General features: G+C 46.6%; 16 protein-coding genes. 6 read left to right on the plus strand and 10 right to left on the minus strand.

Features of this window, described 5'->3' with window-relative positions:
* Positions 1-177: 177 nt before the first annotated feature.
* The 5 genes from msrQ to AAKU64_RS14230 all read right to left on the minus strand — a co-directional run bounded on the left by msrQ (position 178) and on the right by AAKU64_RS14230 (position 6,181).
* A complete protein-coding gene (msrQ, locus tag AAKU64_RS14210) occupies positions 178-822 on the minus strand; it encodes a protein-methionine-sulfoxide reductase heme-binding subunit MsrQ (RefSeq protein WP_354362323.1) in 645 nt (214 codons plus the stop codon).
* Positions 823-825: 3 nt separating this feature from the next.
* Positions 826-1,806 carry a protein-methionine-sulfoxide reductase catalytic subunit MsrP gene (gene msrP / locus AAKU64_RS14215; RefSeq protein WP_354330091.1) on the minus strand — a complete coding sequence of 327 codons (981 nt, stop codon included), beginning with the start codon at positions 1,804-1,806 and terminating at the stop codon, positions 826-828.
* Between the two features lie 211 nt (positions 1,807-2,017).
* Positions 2,018-3,163 (minus strand): c-type cytochrome biogenesis protein CcsB, encoded by a 1,146-nt coding sequence (gene ccsB, locus AAKU64_RS14220; protein WP_354362324.1) that lies wholly within the window; start codon positions 3,161-3,163, stop codon positions 2,018-2,020.
* Between the two features lie 59 nt (positions 3,164-3,222).
* Positions 3,223-5,418: a cytochrome c biogenesis protein ResB gene (locus AAKU64_RS14225; RefSeq protein ID WP_503012579.1), complete on the minus strand. Its 2,196-nt coding sequence runs from the start codon at positions 5,416-5,418 to the stop codon at positions 3,223-3,225.
* A 91-nt stretch (positions 5,419-5,509) separates the two neighbouring features.
* Entirely contained in the window at positions 5,510-6,181 is a 672-nt protein-coding gene (locus AAKU64_RS14230; RefSeq protein WP_354330085.1) for a c-type cytochrome, read from the minus strand.
* A gap of 319 nt (positions 6,182-6,500) precedes the next feature.
* Here AAKU64_RS14230 and yihA point away from each other — a divergent pair, with 319 nt between their 5' ends.
* The 6 genes from yihA (at position 6,501) to sbcB (ending at position 13,188) form a co-directional block, all read left to right on the plus strand.
* Positions 6,501-7,262 (plus strand): ribosome biogenesis GTP-binding protein YihA/YsxC, encoded by a 762-nt coding sequence (gene yihA, locus AAKU64_RS14235; protein ID WP_354330083.1) that lies wholly within the window; start codon positions 6,501-6,503, stop codon positions 7,260-7,262.
* Between the two features lie 259 nt (positions 7,263-7,521).
* Complete coding sequence (gene hemB, locus AAKU64_RS14240; protein WP_354330082.1) at positions 7,522-8,538, plus strand: porphobilinogen synthase; 1,017 nt, start codon at positions 7,522-7,524, stop codon at positions 8,536-8,538.
* A gap of 6 nt (positions 8,539-8,544) precedes the next feature.
* Entirely contained in the window at positions 8,545-9,210 is a 666-nt protein-coding gene (locus AAKU64_RS14245; protein ID WP_354330080.1) for a lysoplasmalogenase, read from the plus strand.
* Positions 9,211-9,252: 42 nt separating this feature from the next.
* Positions 9,253-10,476, plus strand: coding sequence for a sterol desaturase family protein (locus AAKU64_RS14250; protein WP_354330078.1), 1,224 nt, complete (start codon positions 9,253-9,255; stop codon positions 10,474-10,476).
* 8 nt (positions 10,477-10,484) lie between these two features.
* A complete protein-coding gene (locus AAKU64_RS14255) occupies positions 10,485-11,597 on the plus strand; it encodes a magnesium transporter CorA family protein (protein ID WP_354330076.1) in 1,113 nt (370 codons plus the stop codon).
* A 142-nt stretch (positions 11,598-11,739) separates the two neighbouring features.
* The gene (sbcB, locus tag AAKU64_RS14260) at positions 11,740-13,188 is read left to right on the plus strand and encodes an exodeoxyribonuclease I (protein ID WP_354362325.1); all 1,449 of its coding nucleotides are present in this window, start codon (positions 11,740-11,742) and stop codon (positions 13,186-13,188) included.
* Between the two features lie 75 nt (positions 13,189-13,263).
* Here the strand turns inward: sbcB and AAKU64_RS14265 are convergent, their stop codons facing one another.
* The 5 genes from AAKU64_RS14265 to AAKU64_RS14285 form a co-directional block, all read right to left on the minus strand.
* Positions 13,264-13,902: a peroxiredoxin gene (locus tag AAKU64_RS14265; protein WP_354362326.1), complete on the minus strand. Its 639-nt coding sequence runs from the start codon at positions 13,900-13,902 to the stop codon at positions 13,264-13,266.
* A gap of 134 nt (positions 13,903-14,036) precedes the next feature.
* A complete protein-coding gene (gene dsbD, locus AAKU64_RS14270; RefSeq protein ID WP_503012707.1) occupies positions 14,037-15,830 on the minus strand; it encodes a protein-disulfide reductase DsbD in 1,794 nt (597 codons plus the stop codon).
* 99 nt (positions 15,831-15,929) lie between these two features.
* Positions 15,930-16,055: a hypothetical protein gene (locus AAKU64_RS14275; protein ID WP_354330072.1), complete on the minus strand. Its 126-nt coding sequence runs from the start codon at positions 16,053-16,055 to the stop codon at positions 15,930-15,932.
* A gap of 215 nt (positions 16,056-16,270) precedes the next feature.
* Positions 16,271-16,666 (minus strand): 50S ribosomal protein L17, encoded by a 396-nt coding sequence (gene rplQ, locus AAKU64_RS14280; protein WP_262835016.1) that lies wholly within the window; start codon positions 16,664-16,666, stop codon positions 16,271-16,273.
* Between the two features lie 178 nt (positions 16,667-16,844).
* Positions 16,845-17,822, minus strand: a complete 978-nt coding sequence (locus tag AAKU64_RS14285) for a DNA-directed RNA polymerase subunit alpha (RefSeq protein WP_354362327.1) — start codon at positions 17,820-17,822, stop codon at positions 16,845-16,847.
* Between the last annotated feature and the right edge of the window lie 68 nt (positions 17,823-17,890).

Consider the following 17,890-nt stretch of genomic DNA (forward strand, 5'->3'; position numbering starts at 1 on the left):
GGTGTGTATAGCGCATATTCGGCAACTTTCGACTGGCTGGTCAAAAGGCAGAATGCTATCGCATCTGACCCTTTGACTTTTTATTCAATGTTGCTTTTCGTACTTGAATCCGCCCATGTTTTGGGCTGATACTCCCATTTTTTCCTATAAAAAAACGCGCTCACAGCGCGTTTTTCTTTATCTGACTGCGGTAGGAGTAAGTGCCGTCCTGCTGTGCCAGCGCCAATACACTCGCATCAACAATAAGAGCGCAACGATCGTGCCAAAAATGATGGGTTGAAAAAAATCATGCTTGCCGGCCTTCATCCAGAAATAATGCAATATCCCTAGCGGCACAATCACATACACCAGCCGATGCAACCATTGCCAGCGCTTGCCGCCCAGGCGTTTGATCATGCTATTGGTGCTGGTCAGCGCCAACGGTAACAGCAAAACAAACGCGATAAAGCCGACTGTGATAAACGGACGCTTAATTACATCAGCCCACATTTCAGTCAGATCAAAAAAGTGATCGAACCATAAAAACGTGGTGAAATGCAGTAAGGCATAAAAGAAAGCAAACAAACCCGTCATACGCCGCAAGCGGATAAGCCAGTTCCATTGCGTCAATTTACGTAGCGGCGTCACCGACAAGGTGATGCAAAGCAGATATAGCGTCCAGTCACCGGTATTGCGGGTAATAAACTCCACCGGATTGGCACCCAGCTTATCGAGAAAGGTGAATGCGACCAAACGGACAAATGGCAGCAAACCGATCACAAACAAGACTGCTTTGATCAGACTCAACTGTTTTGGTGAGGGCTGAAATGAAGGCAATTTCATACCTTAGTAAAACTTCTTCAAGTCCATGCCGGCGTACAAAGAAGCCACTTCGCTGTAACCGTTAAACATCAGTGTTTTGCGCTTTCTGGACAAAATCCCGTCCTCACCAATACGACGCTCAGACGCTTGCGACCAACGCGGATGATCGACCTCTGGATTCACGTTGGAATAGAAACCATACTCGCTAGGTGCGGCGATATTCCAGGCAGTTTTTGGCTGCTCTTTGGTGAAGCGAATTTTGACGATGGATTTGGCCGATTTAAAACCATATTTCCAAGGCAACACCATCCGCACCGGTGCACCGTTCTGGTTTGGCAATACTTCGCCATACATACCCAGACTTAGCAGAGCGAGAGGGTGCATCGCCTCATCCATACGCAGACCTTCCACATACGGCCACTCCAATACCGGGCGACGTAGTCCAGGCATTTGTTTTTTATCATCCAACGTCGTGAATTCCACAAACTTGGCATTACCCGTCGGCTCCACCTTTTTGATCAGATTCGACAAAGAATAACCAGTCCAAGGTATCACCATAGACCAGCCTTCAACGCAGCGCATACGATAGATGCGCTCTTCCAGTGGAGCCAGTTTAAGCAAAGCATCCAAGTCCAGTGTCATTGGCTTTTTCACTTCGCCCTCAATCGTCACAGTCCAGGGGCGTGGTTTGAGCGAGCCAGCGTTCATCGCAGGCTCTGATTTATCGGTACCGAACTCGTAAAAATTGTTATAGGTCGTCGCGTCTTTATAGCTGGTCTTTTTTTCCACCAGCGCATAAGCGGGATTGAGGGTCGCGGCCAGCTTTTGTGCTGTAGCCGATTGCGCAAATGCTTCGCGCTGTGCCATTTCAAACAAGGCAGTGCCAGCGACCGAACCCACCGCCATTTGACGAATAAAATCACGGCGCGATTCAAAAATAGAGCGAGGTGTGATTTCGGATGAAAATGGCAAGTCGATGCCGTTTGGACTACGTTTGATCAACATGGTGACTCCCTATGCGACGAGATGAAAATGCAAGAACAACAATTTTTTATTACTGGTTTGAGTCTTTAGATTGCGAATAGTTTCTCATGAGTCGCCAGAGTCTGCTGAACCTTACATTTTTTACAGAAACAAAGAAAAAAAGCCTCGCAACATGCGTTTGCGAGGCTTTGAATTTGTGTAAAAGCTTTAGAAGCGAATTGTGCTCGTGGATTTATAAGGTTCCGTAAGAATGCAAGCCCGACAAAAACATATTCACGCCGAGGAAAGCAAAAGTCGTTACCAGCAAGCCAATCAAAGCCCACCATGCGGCAATCTGGCCACGCAAGCCTTTCATCAGGCGCATATGCAACCAGGCGGCATAGTTCAGCCAGACAATCAGAGCCCAAGTTTCTTTCGGGTCCCAAGACCAGTAACCACCCCATGCTTCTGCTGCCCACAACGCGCCTAAAATCGTCGCAATCGTGAAGAAAGCAAAACCGACCGTAATGGCTTTATACATTACGTCGTCCAGCACTTCCAAAGAGGGCAAGCGGTCTTGCAAATAACCTTTAGATTTCAACAAATACGCCACCCCAACCATCGCTGCCAGCGAGAATGTACCGTAGCCGATAAAGTTAGCAGGTACGTGGATTTTCATCCACCAGCTTTGTAATGCCGGAACCAGTGGCTGAATCTCTGCCGCGTCGCGCTTGACCGTGTACCACAACAAAAATCCGACTGCCGCAGAAATCACGATCAATACAAACGGCCCCAACTGACGGGTTTTATATTGCTGCTCGTAATACAGGTAAAACAAAGCCGTGATCATGGAAAACAGGATGAACACTTCGTACAAATTGGATACCGGAATATGACCAATATCTACACCGATCAGATACGACTCATACCAGCGCACTAGCATGCCAGTAAAACCCATAATCACGGCAGCCCAACACAAAGTCGAGCCGATAGAAGATCCAAAATCAGAGCGGACAACCAAACCACCCCAATAAAATAGGGTAGATAAGAAGAATAAAGTGCTCATCCACAAAATCGCGGATTGACTAGAAAACAGATATTTGAGGAAAAACTTTTGATTGGCCATCTCCAGCGAACCTGCGTACAGGTAAATAGCAAACAGAGAAATCAACGTCAGCACAACCAGCAGCCAGCGCACGGGCTTCCAATGCCAGCCTAGCCATACAAATGCGGGCACGGCAAACAGTAAAATCCCTTTTTCATAGCCATCCATATACATGCCAAAACGACTTAATGCGAATAAAGCACCTACGCTAAGAGCTAGGGCATAAAACCAGTCGATTGCACTCAGCCGCTTAAAGAAGCCTTGGTAAGGCGTATAGTTTTGTGTCATTTCCATCATATTTCCGATATCTAAACAATCTGCTGCTAAAGCACTTCAAAGAACAGTGTAGTCGATTACAACTGCGAAGGTGGATCGTTTGCTGGTTTAATTACTTGTGGCAATTCTGCCTTCAACTGATCGAACTCTTTCTCAAAATCGAGGGTTTTGCGCTGGGAACTGAGGGCAATTAATATTTTGGTTGCTGGCTTGCCCTCAGGATTAGCACCAACATCGGCATCTTTCAACCAAATCCAAAGACGGCGTTCACGAATATAAAACATCGAAAACACACCAATCACTAAAAACAGGCAGCCCAGATAGACGATGTTTTTTCCGGGTGAGCGAGTCACTTGCAAGATAGAAGCTTTTACCTCGTCAAAACCGCTCAATTGTAAATAAAATGGAGCGCCATAGAAAAACGAATCCGACAAAGCACTAGTCGCCAATTGCAAAAACTTTACATGCTTTTCATTTAGCTCAATCTCTGGCTGTCCCGCTTTTTCGCGCGCAACTTGCCACAGATCCCACATGCTGCCATTTAAAATTTTCATAAATACATCGGCAGCCTTGGCTTGCTCAGCCGCAGGAATTTGTTCCAAAAATTGAGAAATAGCGACAAAACCCGACGGTTGATTTGATTTCTGATTTACTTTACCAGCGTCACCAGGTTGGCCTGCAAAAATCGATAAGCCTTTGAAGGCAGACAGACCTAGTTGCTCTTGTAACTTTGCGTCATTATTGGGCAAAGCGCGTTTGGCATAGCGCTGTGCCGCTATTTGGCGCCATTCAGGATTGGCCAATGCTGCCCGCAAACGCATCCACTCAACGACGGTGTCATCATCATCCGCCGGAATCCGCAGGTAGCGAAAAGCATCATCAGGATTATCACGCATGCCCGCTAAAAAAATCGACGCGCCATCCAACTCTACCGGTTGCATATAGTTAGAGAACTCTTTAGCCTGACCATTTTTATCGCGCAATTTGTATTGCACGCTAGGGCCAACATTTTTCAGATTTTTGCTGTTGGCGCTTTTTCCTGCTGATCCAGTATGTTTATCCAGATCGGAGGCCAGTTGCTGATTAAAACTCTGATTCAAATTGACGGCACGGACGTCCTGCGTGTTGTTAGCCATATTCTCTACATTAGCCACGCGAAAACCAGTCCACTCTACTGTGTAGTCATTACCGCTGGCAGATGGCAAAGGTGTCGTGCCATTGACATCACCAGATATGGCAATACTCGTCATTGCATCACCCGACATGGGATATGCGGCCAGCGACAAATGACTACCGCCGTCCTCAATACCGGACTGGTAAACCGCAACGCCTTTATAAATCAGCGGCTCATTCACTTTGATAGTGGCTGAAAAAGTTTTACCTGTCTCATGATCTTTCACCATCACTTCGCTGGCAAAAAGTTTGGGCATGCCCGTTGAGTAGTAGTCGATGATGAATTTATTCAGTTTGATCGTAAATGGCAAATCCTGAATCAGTACACCTGTTTGTTGCTGAATAATTGCAGTACTGCTTGTAGCGCCTTCTGGAATAGTGGTATTACCGCGGAAGGTGGGAGTACCTAGCGCCAGTCGGTGTTGTGCCGGAATTTTGGCAATGATGCCACTGCCATCAAAAGGAACTTTACCCATAAACCATTGCTGATAACGGATAGATAAATCAGAATCAAGTAAGCCACCCACCATGATGATCACGATTGCACTGTGCGCAAAAATGTAACCCCACTTATTTGCTGCACCTTGTTTAGCTGCGATCAAAGTCGCATGATCTTTTTCTACTACTTTGAACTTGTAGCCAAGGCGAGTGATGTGCGCCGTTATTTGCTGCACAGTTAAAGGTCGCGTATTGGTCGCTTGCCACTCTGCCTTGTGATGAAAATTACGCAGAGATTGCTCGCGTACATTCTCGCGCCAGCTACGCATGTCTTTTAGCATCTTCGGCGCATTACGAATTAAGCATAAGCTGGTAGATAGCACCAAAAACGCCATAATCAGTAAAAACCACCAAGCGGAATATAGGGAATACATGCCCATTTTATGAAACACGTCAAACCAGAACGGTCCGAATTGATTCACATAATTCGGCATAGGCTCGTTTTGCTTTAATACCGTACCGATAATAGAAGTGACTGCAATCAATACCAACAAACTAATGGCAAATCGCATAGATGAGAGCAATTCTATGCCATCGGCTAACCAGCGGCGCTCGGTCTGGAGTTGCAATCCGGCGGTATCAGTTTCCACAATTATTTCCATAATTAATTTGTTCTAAAAATAAAAAAGGGGATGGCTTTTGCCACCCCCTCCGTTTATTCTTTAATTTGTTTCTTTTGTTGTATCTCTGTATTTATTTCAAGCCAGCGATGTAATCGGAAACTGCTTTCATTTCATCATCTGACATACGTTTGGCGATGGTTGTCATTTGTATGCCGTTTTTACGTGTACCAGTACGGAAGTTAGTCAACTGGGCGACCGTGTAGTCCTGATGCTGACCCGCAATACGTGGGAATTGCGCAGGTATACCAGCGCCGTTAGGGCTATGGCAACCAGCGCAGGCGGGTACGTTTTTCTCAGCGATACCGCCACGATAAATTTGTTTGCCGAGCTCGACGATGTCTTTATTTTTGGCCGCGCCTGGTTTTGGTTTCTGTGTGCTTAAGTAGGCAGCGACGTTTTTCATATCGTCTTCTGTCATTGCTTTTGCAAATGTGGTCATGACTGGATTATTGCGGTCTGGACCAGTGAAATTTGACAACTGCTTGGCGATGTAAGCCTCATGTTGTCCAGCCAACTTTGGATTGACCGAAATAGTCGAATTACCCGCTGCGCCGTGGCAAGATACGCAAGCGACAATCCCACGTGCTGCATCACCGTTCGTAAAAAGCGCCTCACCTTTGGCTGCATCCGCTTTTGCAGGGGCCTTCGCTTCTTGGTTGGCATATGCCACAGAGGTGATTGCAGACATCGCTAACATGGCGATGCTGATAGACTTTAAAAAAGGTAAAAAAGCACGGTTCATTCAAACACCTTGAGACTAATTTATGGAATCTGCCCTATTGGCAACGCACGTTTGCTGCGACTAAAACCCAGATCAAACCTGAATCAAGCGCACAAGCAAAACGCAAGTAAAACAATAAGCACAAAATACAGGATTGGAAACATGCAGCCCAATACCTAACCCCTTATTGTACAATAGCTTTAAGCGATTCTCTTTCTTCTGTTGCATTTTTCCATGCAATTTCCATGTACCGAGCACGTAGGCATGTAAGCACCTAAGCAATAATTAAGCACTTATTTAGTACTTATCAAGCACTCACTCACCTTTACAAGCAACTTCTATGTCTATCCTTTGGCAAGCCCGTTTTTTTACAACGGTCAATCATTTACGCGATTTGCCCAATTCATCCGTGCCGGAAATCGCCTTTGCAGGCCGTTCCAACGCAGGCAAATCAACTGCCATTAACATTCTGTGTAATCAGAAAAAATTATGTTTTGCCTCTAAAACACCAGGACGCACACAGCATATTAATTACTTTTCCATCGGTGGTGCGCATGTCGGCCAACATCGTAAGGATGAGACCCGTGCCGATGAAATTCGCGCCATGATGGTCGATCTACCAGGCTACGGCTATGCCGAGGTGCCTGGCGCCGCCAAGCATCACTGGAACCAGCTATTGGGATCCTATGTGCAAAACCGCGACCAGTTGTCAGCACTAATCTTGATTATGGATGCGCGCCGCCCTTTTACTGATCTGGATACGCAGATGCTGCAATGGTTCGCTCCGACCGGCCGTCCTGTGCATTGCCTGCTGACGAAAGCCGATAAACTCAATCGCAATGATTCCACCAACGCCTTGCGTCTGACGCAAACCGTGCTGGCTAGCTACACCGATGCGGAAGGTAAGCCCTTCCCGTTTACAGCTCAACTATTCTCGTCGTTAAAACGCACTGGCATTGAAGAAGCAGATGCAAAACTGCAATCTTTATTAGGTTTGGATTTGCCTTATACGCCACCATCGCGTCTTGCTAATGACAACGATAATAATGAGGGTGAAGATGGTAGCGTCTCGGCCCAGCAACATCAGTCACAACAGTCATAATAAGTACACGAATAAAAAAGCCTCGGCAGAACTAAATCGTGCCGAGGCAATAACGCCCGTCATATAGGACAACAGGCGCCCGCTCAGGGATGAGAAGCGGTAAGCTGAAGATGAGTTTGACGCTGGGATTTACAATTTTAATTACACTTTCAAATTAAAATTGAACATCCCGGAGCTGAACACAATTTACAACCTGCTTGTCTGAGCCTGCATCTTGCGAAAAGTTTCACTAACCTCAATATAAATTTTGGTGACCATCATGCCTAATTCAATCAAACCGTTCCAATTTCCCGCTGTTCGTATGCGCCGCATGCGTAAAGATGTGTTCTCCCGCGCACTGATGCGCGAAAACAGTGTGACGGTATCCGATTTAATTTATCCCGTGTTTGTGATTGAAGGCACTAATCAATCAGAAAAAGTTGCATCGATGCCCGGTGTAGAACGCGTTACAGTCGATGTATTACTCGGCGTGGCAGAGGACTGCGTTGCGCTTGGCATCCCCGTATTGGCATTATTTCCAGCGATCAGCCCAAGTTTAAAAACCGCTGACGGCATTGAAGCAACTAATCCCAAAGGTTTAATTCCACGTGCTATCCGCGAATTAAAAAGCCGCTTTCCTGAGTTAGGTATTTTGACAGACGTGGCGCTCGACCCGTATACCAGTCACGGTCAGGATGGTTTGCTGGATGCAAATGGTTATGTACTCAATGATGAAACCACCGCGATGCTTGTACGTCAGGCATTGACTCAGGCAGAGGCCGGAGCCGATATCGTCGCACCGAGCGACATGATGGATGGCCGTATTGGCGCCATCCGTCAGGCGCTGGAATCGAATGGCTACATCCATACCCGCATCATGGCTTACTCAGCCAAATATGCGTCTGCATTTTATGGCCCTTTCCGCGACGCGGTTGGCTCAGCCAGCAATCTGGGAAAAAGTGATAAAGCTAATTATCAGATGGACCCCGCAAATAGCGACGAAGCCTTACGTGAAGTCGCCCTCGATTTAGCCGAAGGTGCCGACATGGTGATGGTCAAACCCGGCATGCCTTACCTGGACATCGTCCGTCGTGTCAAAGATGAATTTAAAGTCCCTACTTTCGCCTATCAGGTCAGCGGTGAGTACGCGATGATCAAAGCTGCCGCACAAAATGGCTGGCTGGATCACAACAAAACCATGATGGAAACCATGCTGTCTTTCAAGCGTGCTGGTGCTGATGGGATTCTCACTTACTTTGCCCGTGACGTTGCCCGTCTGCTCAAGCACAATGCATAAAGTCTTATGCTAAAGCTGTCTCTCATCGTCCTTGCCGCAGCGCTAGCTATATTTGGCGCTGCGGAACAAATTACAGGCCAAACAGACCAGCTGATCTGGCTGCACTATGCGTTTAAACCGCTGACCACTTTACTGATTTTTTGGGTGGCTTTTGGCGTCCGACATTTCAATGTGAGGTACCGCAAAGCGATTTTGATCGGCATCCTCTTTTCACTCGTGGGTGATGTTTTTCTCATGCTGCCACTGACGCTGTTCAAGTCTGGATTTTTACTCGGTCTGGCCAGCTTCTTATTAGCGCATCTATGTTTTTTACGGGCGTTTATCAGCGACACACGGCTGGTATCACGGCCCTGGATTTTTTTAATTATCGGCATGATCGGTGTAATTAATCTCATTATTTTATGGCCAGGTATTCCGGGTGAGTTACGCGTCCCCGTGGTCGTCTATGTTGTCTGCTTGCTCTGCATGACATCGCAAGCACTGGCGCGGCATTTGGTCTTAAAAACCAAGGCCAGTAAGCTTGCCATGGCTGGCGGTCTGGCATTTATGTTGTCCGACACGCTGTTGGCATACAATAAGTTTAATGCCCCGTTGCCGCATGCCGCCCTACTGATACTGGCGACCTATTATCTGGCGCTTTACCTGATCGCACGCTCGGTTAAAACTTACTAAATCCTGCATCAAACTAAAACTACCTGCCAACTACCCACTATCATGCAAGAAAAAATCATTACCTTTGCGAGTCCTGTTTTTTTCTTGCTAATCGCAATTGAATTTATCGTCGCACGACGCCGGCAACGACACCTGTACCGTATTAATGATGCGATCAATAGTCTGAGTCTCGGCGTGATGAGCCAAATCATCGGTGTGTTTTTAAAAGTCCTGGCAATCGGCATTTATGCCTGGGTAGCGCAACATTTTGCGATTTTTGACTTATCTGATAACAGTGTATGGGTGTGGGTTTCTGGCCTGCTACTGTATGATTTTTTGTACTACTGGCTACACAGAATGGGACACGAAACCAATCTGCTCTGGGCCGCACATGTGGTACACCATCAAAGCGAATCCTATAATCTGACGACCGCGCTGCGGCAAACCAGTAGTGGCGCTTTATTTGGCTGGATTTTTTATTTGCCGATGGCTGTGCTCGGTTTTCCGGTTCATGTATTTATCATCATTGCGCTGATCGATTTGTTATACCAATTTTGGATACATACCGAGCAAATCGATAAGATGGGCTGGTTTGATCGCGTGTTCGTATCGCCATCCAACCACCGTGCACATCACGGTGTGAATGATCTGTATCTGGATAAAAACTATGGTGGCATTCTAATTTTATGGGACCGCTTGTTCGGTACGTTTATAGAAGAACAAGACGCACATCCTGTCGTCTTTGGTACCCGTAGCCCGCTGCGTAGCTGGAATCCTTTATGGGCAAATGTAGAGGTGTACAAAGCCGTTGCCTCAGATGCGTGGCATACACAAAATTGGTGGGATAAATGTCGCATCTGGTTTATGCCACCCGGCTGGCGTCCCGCCGATATTGTCGCAACATCACCTGCCAAATCATTCGACCTGCAACGCCCTGAATTTAACCCGCCGTTGACTGGCGCAAAGATGTGGTATTGCTTGGTGCAGTTTGTTATTACGCTGCAAGCAGGCACACATTTTTTGACGATTGCACCCAACACAGCATTTAGTAGCTTGCTACCGTATGCGATCTGGCTGATCGCTGGATTATGGATCGTTGGTGGTTTAATGGAGCAGCAAAAACTCTATGTCAAACTGGAAGCAGTTCGCCTTCTGGCAACGCTACTGATGGTACTCATTGGCGGCACTTGGTTTGCGCTTGTCAGCTTAACTTTCATTGCGCAAATAGCGATAGCATCGACCTGTATTATTTCTCTTGCCGCGCTGTGGCTGATTTTTAAAAAGTAATCGTTCGTATGGATATTTTTCACATCAATGACACACAAGTTTTACTTAATCCTGATGCGTCCATTAAGCCGGCGGGATTTGTCTGGCTAGATGCGACGCATGATGAAGTGAACCTTGATCCCGAAGCCTGGCGCGAAGAAGTCACTCGCATCACCGGCACGCAAATTTATGATTTGCATTTAAAAGACGCTGTCAACTTGACGCATCCGTCCTACTTCGATGCGACACAAGATTATGAGATGGTGGTATTCCGCAAACTGGCACTGAATGGTGAAGCAGCAGCAATCCCTAACGCAGAAACAAACGAGATTCAAAAGCGAAAAATCCCTGCTGTACTCAACAAGCTATTGACGGTGCCAGTATCGTTTTTCTTGATGGGGAATGCTTTAGTCACCGTGCGCTCAGTCAAAAGTCGCACCATCGACAATGCCCGTAGCCGTTTGCTCAATTACAAACATAAGGCAGAAGGTAATGGTCACTCCAGCCGCCTGCCTTGCTCGCCAGAAGATTTAATGCTGCGCATACTCAATGCGATGGTTGATCAATATCTGGAACTGCGTCAACCGCTGACCCAACAGCTTGACCGCTGGCAGCATGCCTTGCTCGATCCGCGCCGGCCTTTTAAGAATTGGTTTGCCTTGTTGGATTCACGCATTGAATTGCGCAAGCTCGACAGCCTGTGCGAGGAGCAGCGTGACGCCCTGCAAGAGCTGCGCGATCACATTGTAGATACGCATGACGGTAGCGATAGTGGCGACGGTCGTGCCAAAGATTTGCTACTGGTGCGCACCAACGACGTGATGGAACACATCAGCCGTGTTCTGAACCATGCGCGGCGGCTGGAGGCATCCTTGGAGTCGGCGGTACAAATCCACTTCTCGGCAATGGCTCACCGCACCAGCGAAATCATGCGCATGCTGACCGTCATCACCGCCTTGTTTATGCCGCTGACCTTAATCACCGGCATTTTTGGGATGAACTTCGTTGAGATGCCTTTGCTGAAACATGCTGCAGGATTCTGGATCACCATGGGTATGATGCTGGCGATTGTGATTATTTTGTTGCTGTATTTCCGTAGCCAGCGCTATCTGGAAGACAAAGCCAGCAAACGACGAGATTAATCCAATTGGCGTGCTATAGCCATATACTGGGCAGGTGTACATCGATAATATGCTCTATTGCCCAGAATTTATATGGACAATAAAATATACTCCCCTTATTTTTAATTTTTGTTTACATTTTTTGTACAGATAAAAACGACCAATGCAAGAAACCACCTTCCTCTGGCACGATTACGAAACCTTTGGCGCGCAAGCAAGGCGTGATCGTCCTGCCCAATTTGCCGCAATCCGTACCGATGCTGAGTTGAACGAAATTGGTCAGCCCATGATGTGGTACTGCCAGCCAGCGAATGATTTTTTGCCTGACCCGCAGTCCTGCCTGATCACTCATATCATCCCGCAAACCTGTCTGGAACGCGGCATCCCTGAATACGAGTTTGCGGCAAAAATAGAGGCAGAACTCGCGCACACTGGCACCATCGGTGTTGGCTATAACACGATCCGTTTTGATGACGAGATCACGCGCTTTATGTTCTGGCGCAATCTGATCGATCCTTATGCGCGCGAATGGCAAAACCAGTGCGGGCGCTGGGACATTATGGATATGCTGCGCACGACCTATGCGCTGCGACCAGAGGGCATACATTGGCCGACGAATGACGATGGCAAGCCGAGTTTCCGCTTAGAACACCTGACCGCTGCGAATGGCATTGCGCATGAATCAGCGCATGATGCCTTATCCGATGTGCGCGCAACCATTGCCCTCGCCCGCCTGGTGCGCCAGCATCAGCCTAAGTTATTTGAGTTTTGTCTGGCGCTGCATAAAAAAGAAAAAGCGGCGAGTGAGATCGGCATACCGCTGCTAGGCAAACCTTTTCTGCACGTCTCCGGTATGTTTCCTACCGAGCGCGGTTGCCTTGCTGTGATGTGGCCGTTAGCGATCCATCCCAAAAATAAAAATGAAGTGATCGCCTGGGATCTGGCGCATGATCCGTCCGAACTGGCGACACTTGATGCAGCCAGCATACAACTACGCATGTTCAGCAAAACCAATGATCTGCCTGAGGACGTCACACGCTTGCCAGTCAAGACAATTCACCTGAACAAATCCCCCATCGTGATCGGCAACTTAAAAACTTTATCCGCGCCAATGGCAGAGCGCTGGCAAATCGATCTGACGCAAGTCCACCAGCATGCACAAAAAACGGCTACGTTAATGGCAGATCAAGCTGATGCCATGCGTACGCTGTGGGAGCAAGTCTATGCACGCCCACAGCACGAGGCGGCGGATGTTGATGAGGATCTTTATGGCGGATTTATAGGCGCGGGTGACAGGCGCCTGCTGAATGAACTACGCAATATGAGTCCTGCACAACTCGCTAAGACACATCCTGATTTTCAAGATAGTCGTTTGGCAGAATTAGTATTTCGTTATCGCGCCCGCAACTTCCCGGATAGCTTAAGCGAAGCTGAACAAGCACAGTGGGAAGAACACCGCATCGCCCGTATGTTAGATGGTGCTGGCAAAGCACGGACGGTTGATGATTTTTTTAATCAGATTGATCAGTTGTCCGAAACTGCTAGTGAAAGTGATGAAGAAATTCTAGGTGCCTTATACGATTACGCGGAGATGGTTGTGCCAGTAAGATAGTAGCGCTATCAGCGCAAACCACTATAAAAAATGCCCCGTAATAACGGGGCATTTTCTTTGAGAGTAACGACACAATTACTTATTCGGCTGCGGCGTAATCCGCAAATACGGCACTGGCGATGTGTATCCTTTTGGATATTTTTGCTTAATCACTTCTTCATCTTTAATCGATAAAGGGATGATGACATCATCGCCGTCACGCCAATTACCAGGCGTCGCTACGGTATAGCCATCCGTCAATTGCAAGGCATCAATCACACGCAAAACTTCGTCAAAGTTGCGACCGGTCGTCAGCGGATAAGTAATGATCAGACGAACTTTTTTCTTAGGATCGATGACGAACAACGAGCGCACTGTGACCGTTTCAGATTGATTCGGATGAATCATGTCGTATAGCGCCGCAACTTTGCGATCCGCATCGGCAACGATAGGAAAGCCGACGACAGTCTTTTGCGTCTCTTCAATATCCTTGATCCATTTCAAATGAGATTCTGCGCCATCTACTGATAAGGCAATCGCTTTGACGTTGCGCTTATCAAACTCAGGCTTCAGCTTGGCGGTTAGTCCCAATTCGGTAGTGCAGACCGGGGTGAAATCAGCAGGGTGTGAAAAAAATACCACCCAAGAATCACCTGCCCAGGCATGGAAATTCAATTTCCCTATCGAAGAATCTTGTTCAAAATCGGGAGCGGTATCACCTAAACGTAAAGTCATTTCATTCTCCATTCAACTGTTAAGTTAAAGACTATAGAACTTGTACGCTCCCGTTTCAAGGACAGAGTAGTTGCTTGCTTATATCTTAGCTGTTATATCGACGTTATTCAAAGGCATTACTTTGCTCTAAAGACTTAACGCGATGCTTCAAAAGCAGTAATCGACTTTAGAAATTTCTCAGCATTCTGGTAACCAATCACACGTCCACCAGTAATTTCTTCTCCGCGCTGATTAAAGAAAATAATCCCAGGCGGACCAAACAAACCAAACCGTTTCAGTAATGCTTTGTCATCTGCATTATTGGCGGTGACGTCGACTTGCAGCAATAACATCTGATCCATTTTTGCCTTCACTTTATCATCGGTGAAAGTCAATTTTTCCATCTCTTTACAAGAGACGCACCAGTCAGCATAAAAATCTAATAACGCCGCTTTACCTTTTGATTGCGCCAGGGCAGCATCTAATTCTGCGACAGAGCGCACACGGGTGAAAGTCACGCCATGCTTTTCGCTACCGGTCAAATGCGACAATGGCGCAAATACGTCACGACCACCTGTGAGCACACCAACCAACTGAATTAGCCCCAGAACAGCAAAGATCACAGCGAATCCTTTGGAATACAAATTACCTTTGTGCAAGAACAATAGGAAAATTGCATAGCCAAGCAATAGTACCGCCCACGCAATCATCTGCACCCATACTGGGATCACAGGTGAAACCATCCACAATGCCATCGCCAGCATCAGCACACCGAAGAAACGTTTGATGCTTTCCATCCATGCCCCCGCGAGTGGCAATAAACTACCTGCGGATAAACCAACCAACAATAGTGGAACACTCATACCAATTGCCATTGCAAACAGAGCAGAACCGCCCACCACGACGTCGCGGGTCTGGCTAATATAAACCAAGGCACCTGCCAGCGGCGCAGCCACACAAGGGCCAACGATCAATGCAGAAATTGCCCCCATGACGAATACACCGAATAACTTACCATTACGCTGCCCCTCAGAAGCAACGGTCAGCTTGGTTTGTAAAGCCGCCGGTACTTGCAATTGATAAACCCCAAACATCGACAAAGACAAAACTACCATCAGCAATGCAAACGTACCCAGCACCCAAGGATTCTGCAGTGTTGCCGCAAGACCTTCGCCTACCAGGCCAGCACCAATACCTAATGCGGTGTAAACCAGAGCCATCCCCAATGAATACACTAAGGACAGCAAAAAGCCACGGCTGCGGCGGACTGAGGTACCCTCGCCGACAATAATGAACGACAAAATTGGCACCATAGGCAATACGCAAGGCGTAAATGAGAGACCAAGCCCAAGTAATAAAAATAAAGGAAGGATAACGATCAGCTTGCCACTTTTTAGTGCTGCACTAATGCTGTGGATTTCAGTATCAGCGCTATGATCAGATACGGTATTGGCGACGTCCGATTTGGCTGGAGCATCGGCGATCGATAACTTAATCAAAGCGTCTTGCGGTGGATAACACAGTCCTTGGTCAGCACAACCTTGGCTAGTGACTTTGAGCGTGAAGTCACCTGAAGCTTGTACGGGAACTTTGACGACTAAGCTATGACGATAAGTTTCAACCTCTTTTTGAAAGGTCTCATCAAACTTAACTTTACCTTTAGGTATCACGATATCACCCAGCTTTGCATCGTCCGAAGCAAACTTGAAGCGTTCGCGGTACAGGTAATATCCATCAGCAATATTGAAGTTGATTTCTGCTACGCCAGGCTCGATCATTTTACCGCTAACTTTGAAGGCGACTTCGGGATCTAAAAAATCATCCGCAATCGCAACAGATGAAAAACCAAAGCAAAGCAATATCATCGCCGCAACACAAGCAAATTGAATACGTAACTGATTAAGATAGCGATTGAACGTGTTTTTCTCGTTGGAATATTGAATCTTCATGCAAGTCCTATTTCTTGGATGATCCATCGCACACAAACAGGTGATTCGTGCGCAATTGAAGGTGGTGATAATTTGCGGTATTTCCTGCTGATGCGATCTTTAAATAATCGCTAATAACTCATCGCAATCTGCATTGGTTAATTTGATCAAAAATCCAAACACAATGGATAATTGTTGTGCCAAATACTGACGATGTCCAAATAGTATTTTTGATTTGAGGTTCACAGATACTACCTTCATATTTATAAACACAAAATATTTGGTGTTACCGCTCTCTCATCAAAAACTGGGTAATCACCAGCAAGACGATCGTTTCTATTTCTCAAAATAAAAATTAGTCTTGCATTTTAACAAGCAATGAGAATACCTGCCCAAATCGATAGAGACAATAAAAAAGCCAGGCTTAGCCTGGCTTTCTATATTTTGATGCAAACAACAAATTATTCTGCTGTTGGAGCTGCATCTACGTCCGTGACTTCTGGACGATCTAACAATTCTACGTAGGCCATAGGCGCGTTGTCGCCAACACGGAAACCCATTTTCAAAATACGCAGATAACCACCATTACGATTTGCATAACGTGGGCCTAATTCAGCAAACAATTTCAAGACCATTTCGCGATCGCGCAAACGAGAAAACGCCAGACGCTTGTTCGCTAATGTATCTGTTTTACCCAAAGTCAGAATCGGCTCGATAACGCGGCGCAGTTCTTTTGCTTTTGGCAAAGTTGTTTTGATGGCTTCGTGGCGCAGCAACGATACTGTCATGTTGCGCAACATAGCCAAACGGTGGGAAGAAGTACGATTCAGCTTACGTAAGCCGTGACGATGACGCATGATATTTCCTTTCAGATTTTTAAAAAAATTCCAGCTCTTCTATCACTGCGTTGTGCAGCGCGGGCCGGTAATTGCTTGGCACTTCAAATTACAAAAACTATCTATTACAGTCAATCTACTAATACGACTGCCCGGCAAAATATTAATTAAACATTTGCCACACAGCCGTTACAACCAATTATTTTTCCAAGCCAGCAGGTGGCCAGTTTTCTAACTTTATACCTAAAGACAGGCCACGGGACGCCAATACCTCTTTGATTTCGTTCAAAGATTTGCGACCCAGATTTGGCGTCTTCAACAATTCGTTTTCGCTACGTTGGATCAAATCGCCAATGTAGTAAATATTTTCTGCTTTAAGGCAATTTGCTGAACGAACCGTCAATTCCAAATCATCAACTGGGCGCAACAATACTGGATCAACAGCCGGCGCACGGGATGGCGCTTCAGCAGCAGCTTCGGTACCTTCCAGAGCTGCGAATACATTCAATTGGTCAACCAGAACACGTGCAGACTGACGAATCGCTTCTTCAGGTGTAATGACACCGTTGGTCTCAATGTTAATGACCAGTTTATCCAAATCGGTACGCTGCTCAACACGAGCTGACTCTACTGCGTAAGAAACGCGGCGCACTGGAGAAAACGATGCGTCCAGAATCATACGACCAATTGTTTTATTCGCATCTTCGGACAAACGGCGAACGTTACCTGGCACATAACCACGGCCTTTTTCAACTTTGATTTGCATCTCTAACTTGCCACCGGCAGTCAGGTTCGCAATAACGTGATCTGGATTAATCAGCTCTACATCATGTGGCAAATCGATATCAGAAGCCAATACAGCGCCTTCAGTATCCTTCTTTAATGTCAGCGTAACTTCATCACGATTATGCAATTTGAAGACGATACCCTTCAAATTCAACAACATATCAACTACGTCTTCTTGAACGCCATCCAAAGATGAATATTCATGAACTACGCCAGCGATAGTTACTTCAGTTGGGGCATAACCAACCATAGAAGATAGCAAAACACGACGCAATGAATTACCCAATGTATGACCATAGCCACGTTCAAACGGCTCCATAGTCACTTTTGCATGACCAGCACCCAACATTTCCACATCAATAATACGTGGCTTCAACAGATTGTTTTGCATTGCAATGTCCTTTTCAATACCCTCGGCTCGTTACACCGATAAGGCTGATGGCATTAAAGAAAAAAGCC

The organism is Undibacterium sp. GrIS 1.8, assembly GCF_040544445.1.
GTDB lineage: Bacteria > Pseudomonadota > Gammaproteobacteria > Burkholderiales > Burkholderiaceae_D > Undibacterium.

What these genes read in the sequence shown, in the direction of transcription:
- hemB (WP_354330082.1), top strand. Translation starts at nt 7,522, where the DNA reads ATGCCTAATTCAATCAAACCGTTCCAATTTCCCGCTGTTCGTATGCGC.
- dsbD (WP_503012707.1), bottom strand. Translation starts at nt 15,830, where the DNA reads ATGAAGATTCAATATTCCAACGAGAAAAACACGTTCAATCGCTATCTT.
- AAKU64_RS14230 (WP_354330085.1), bottom strand. Translation starts at nt 6,181, where the DNA reads ATGAACCGTGCTTTTTTACCTTTTTTAAAGTCTATCAGCATCGCCATG.
- AAKU64_RS14285 (WP_354362327.1), bottom strand. Translation starts at nt 17,822, where the DNA reads ATGCAAAACAATCTGTTGAAGCCACGTATTATTGATGTGGAAATGTTG.
- msrQ (WP_354362323.1), bottom strand. Translation starts at nt 822, where the DNA reads ATGAAATTGCCTTCATTTCAGCCCTCACCAAAACAGTTGAGTCTGATC.
- AAKU64_RS14245 (WP_354330080.1), top strand. Translation starts at nt 8,545, where the DNA reads ATGCTAAAGCTGTCTCTCATCGTCCTTGCCGCAGCGCTAGCTATATTT.
- AAKU64_RS14255 (WP_354330076.1), top strand. Translation starts at nt 10,485, where the DNA reads ATGGATATTTTTCACATCAATGACACACAAGTTTTACTTAATCCTGAT.
- rplQ (WP_262835016.1), bottom strand. Translation starts at nt 16,666, where the DNA reads ATGCGTCATCGTCACGGCTTACGTAAGCTGAATCGTACTTCTTCCCAC.
- AAKU64_RS14265 (WP_354362326.1), bottom strand. Translation starts at nt 13,902, where the DNA reads ATGACTTTACGTTTAGGTGATACCGCTCCCGATTTTGAACAAGATTCT.
- yihA (WP_354330083.1), top strand. Translation starts at nt 6,501, where the DNA reads ATGTCTATCCTTTGGCAAGCCCGTTTTTTTACAACGGTCAATCATTTA.
- msrP (WP_354330091.1), bottom strand. Translation starts at nt 1,806, where the DNA reads ATGTTGATCAAACGTAGTCCAAACGGCATCGACTTGCCATTTTCATCC.
- ccsB (WP_354362324.1), bottom strand. Translation starts at nt 3,163, where the DNA reads ATGGAAATGACACAAAACTATACGCCTTACCAAGGCTTCTTTAAGCGG.
- sbcB (WP_354362325.1), top strand. Translation starts at nt 11,740, where the DNA reads ATGCAAGAAACCACCTTCCTCTGGCACGATTACGAAACCTTTGGCGCG.
- AAKU64_RS14250 (WP_354330078.1), top strand. Translation starts at nt 9,253, where the DNA reads ATGCAAGAAAAAATCATTACCTTTGCGAGTCCTGTTTTTTTCTTGCTA.
- AAKU64_RS14225 (WP_503012579.1), bottom strand. Translation starts at nt 5,418, where the DNA reads ATGGAAATAATTGTGGAAACTGATACCGCCGGATTGCAACTCCAGACC.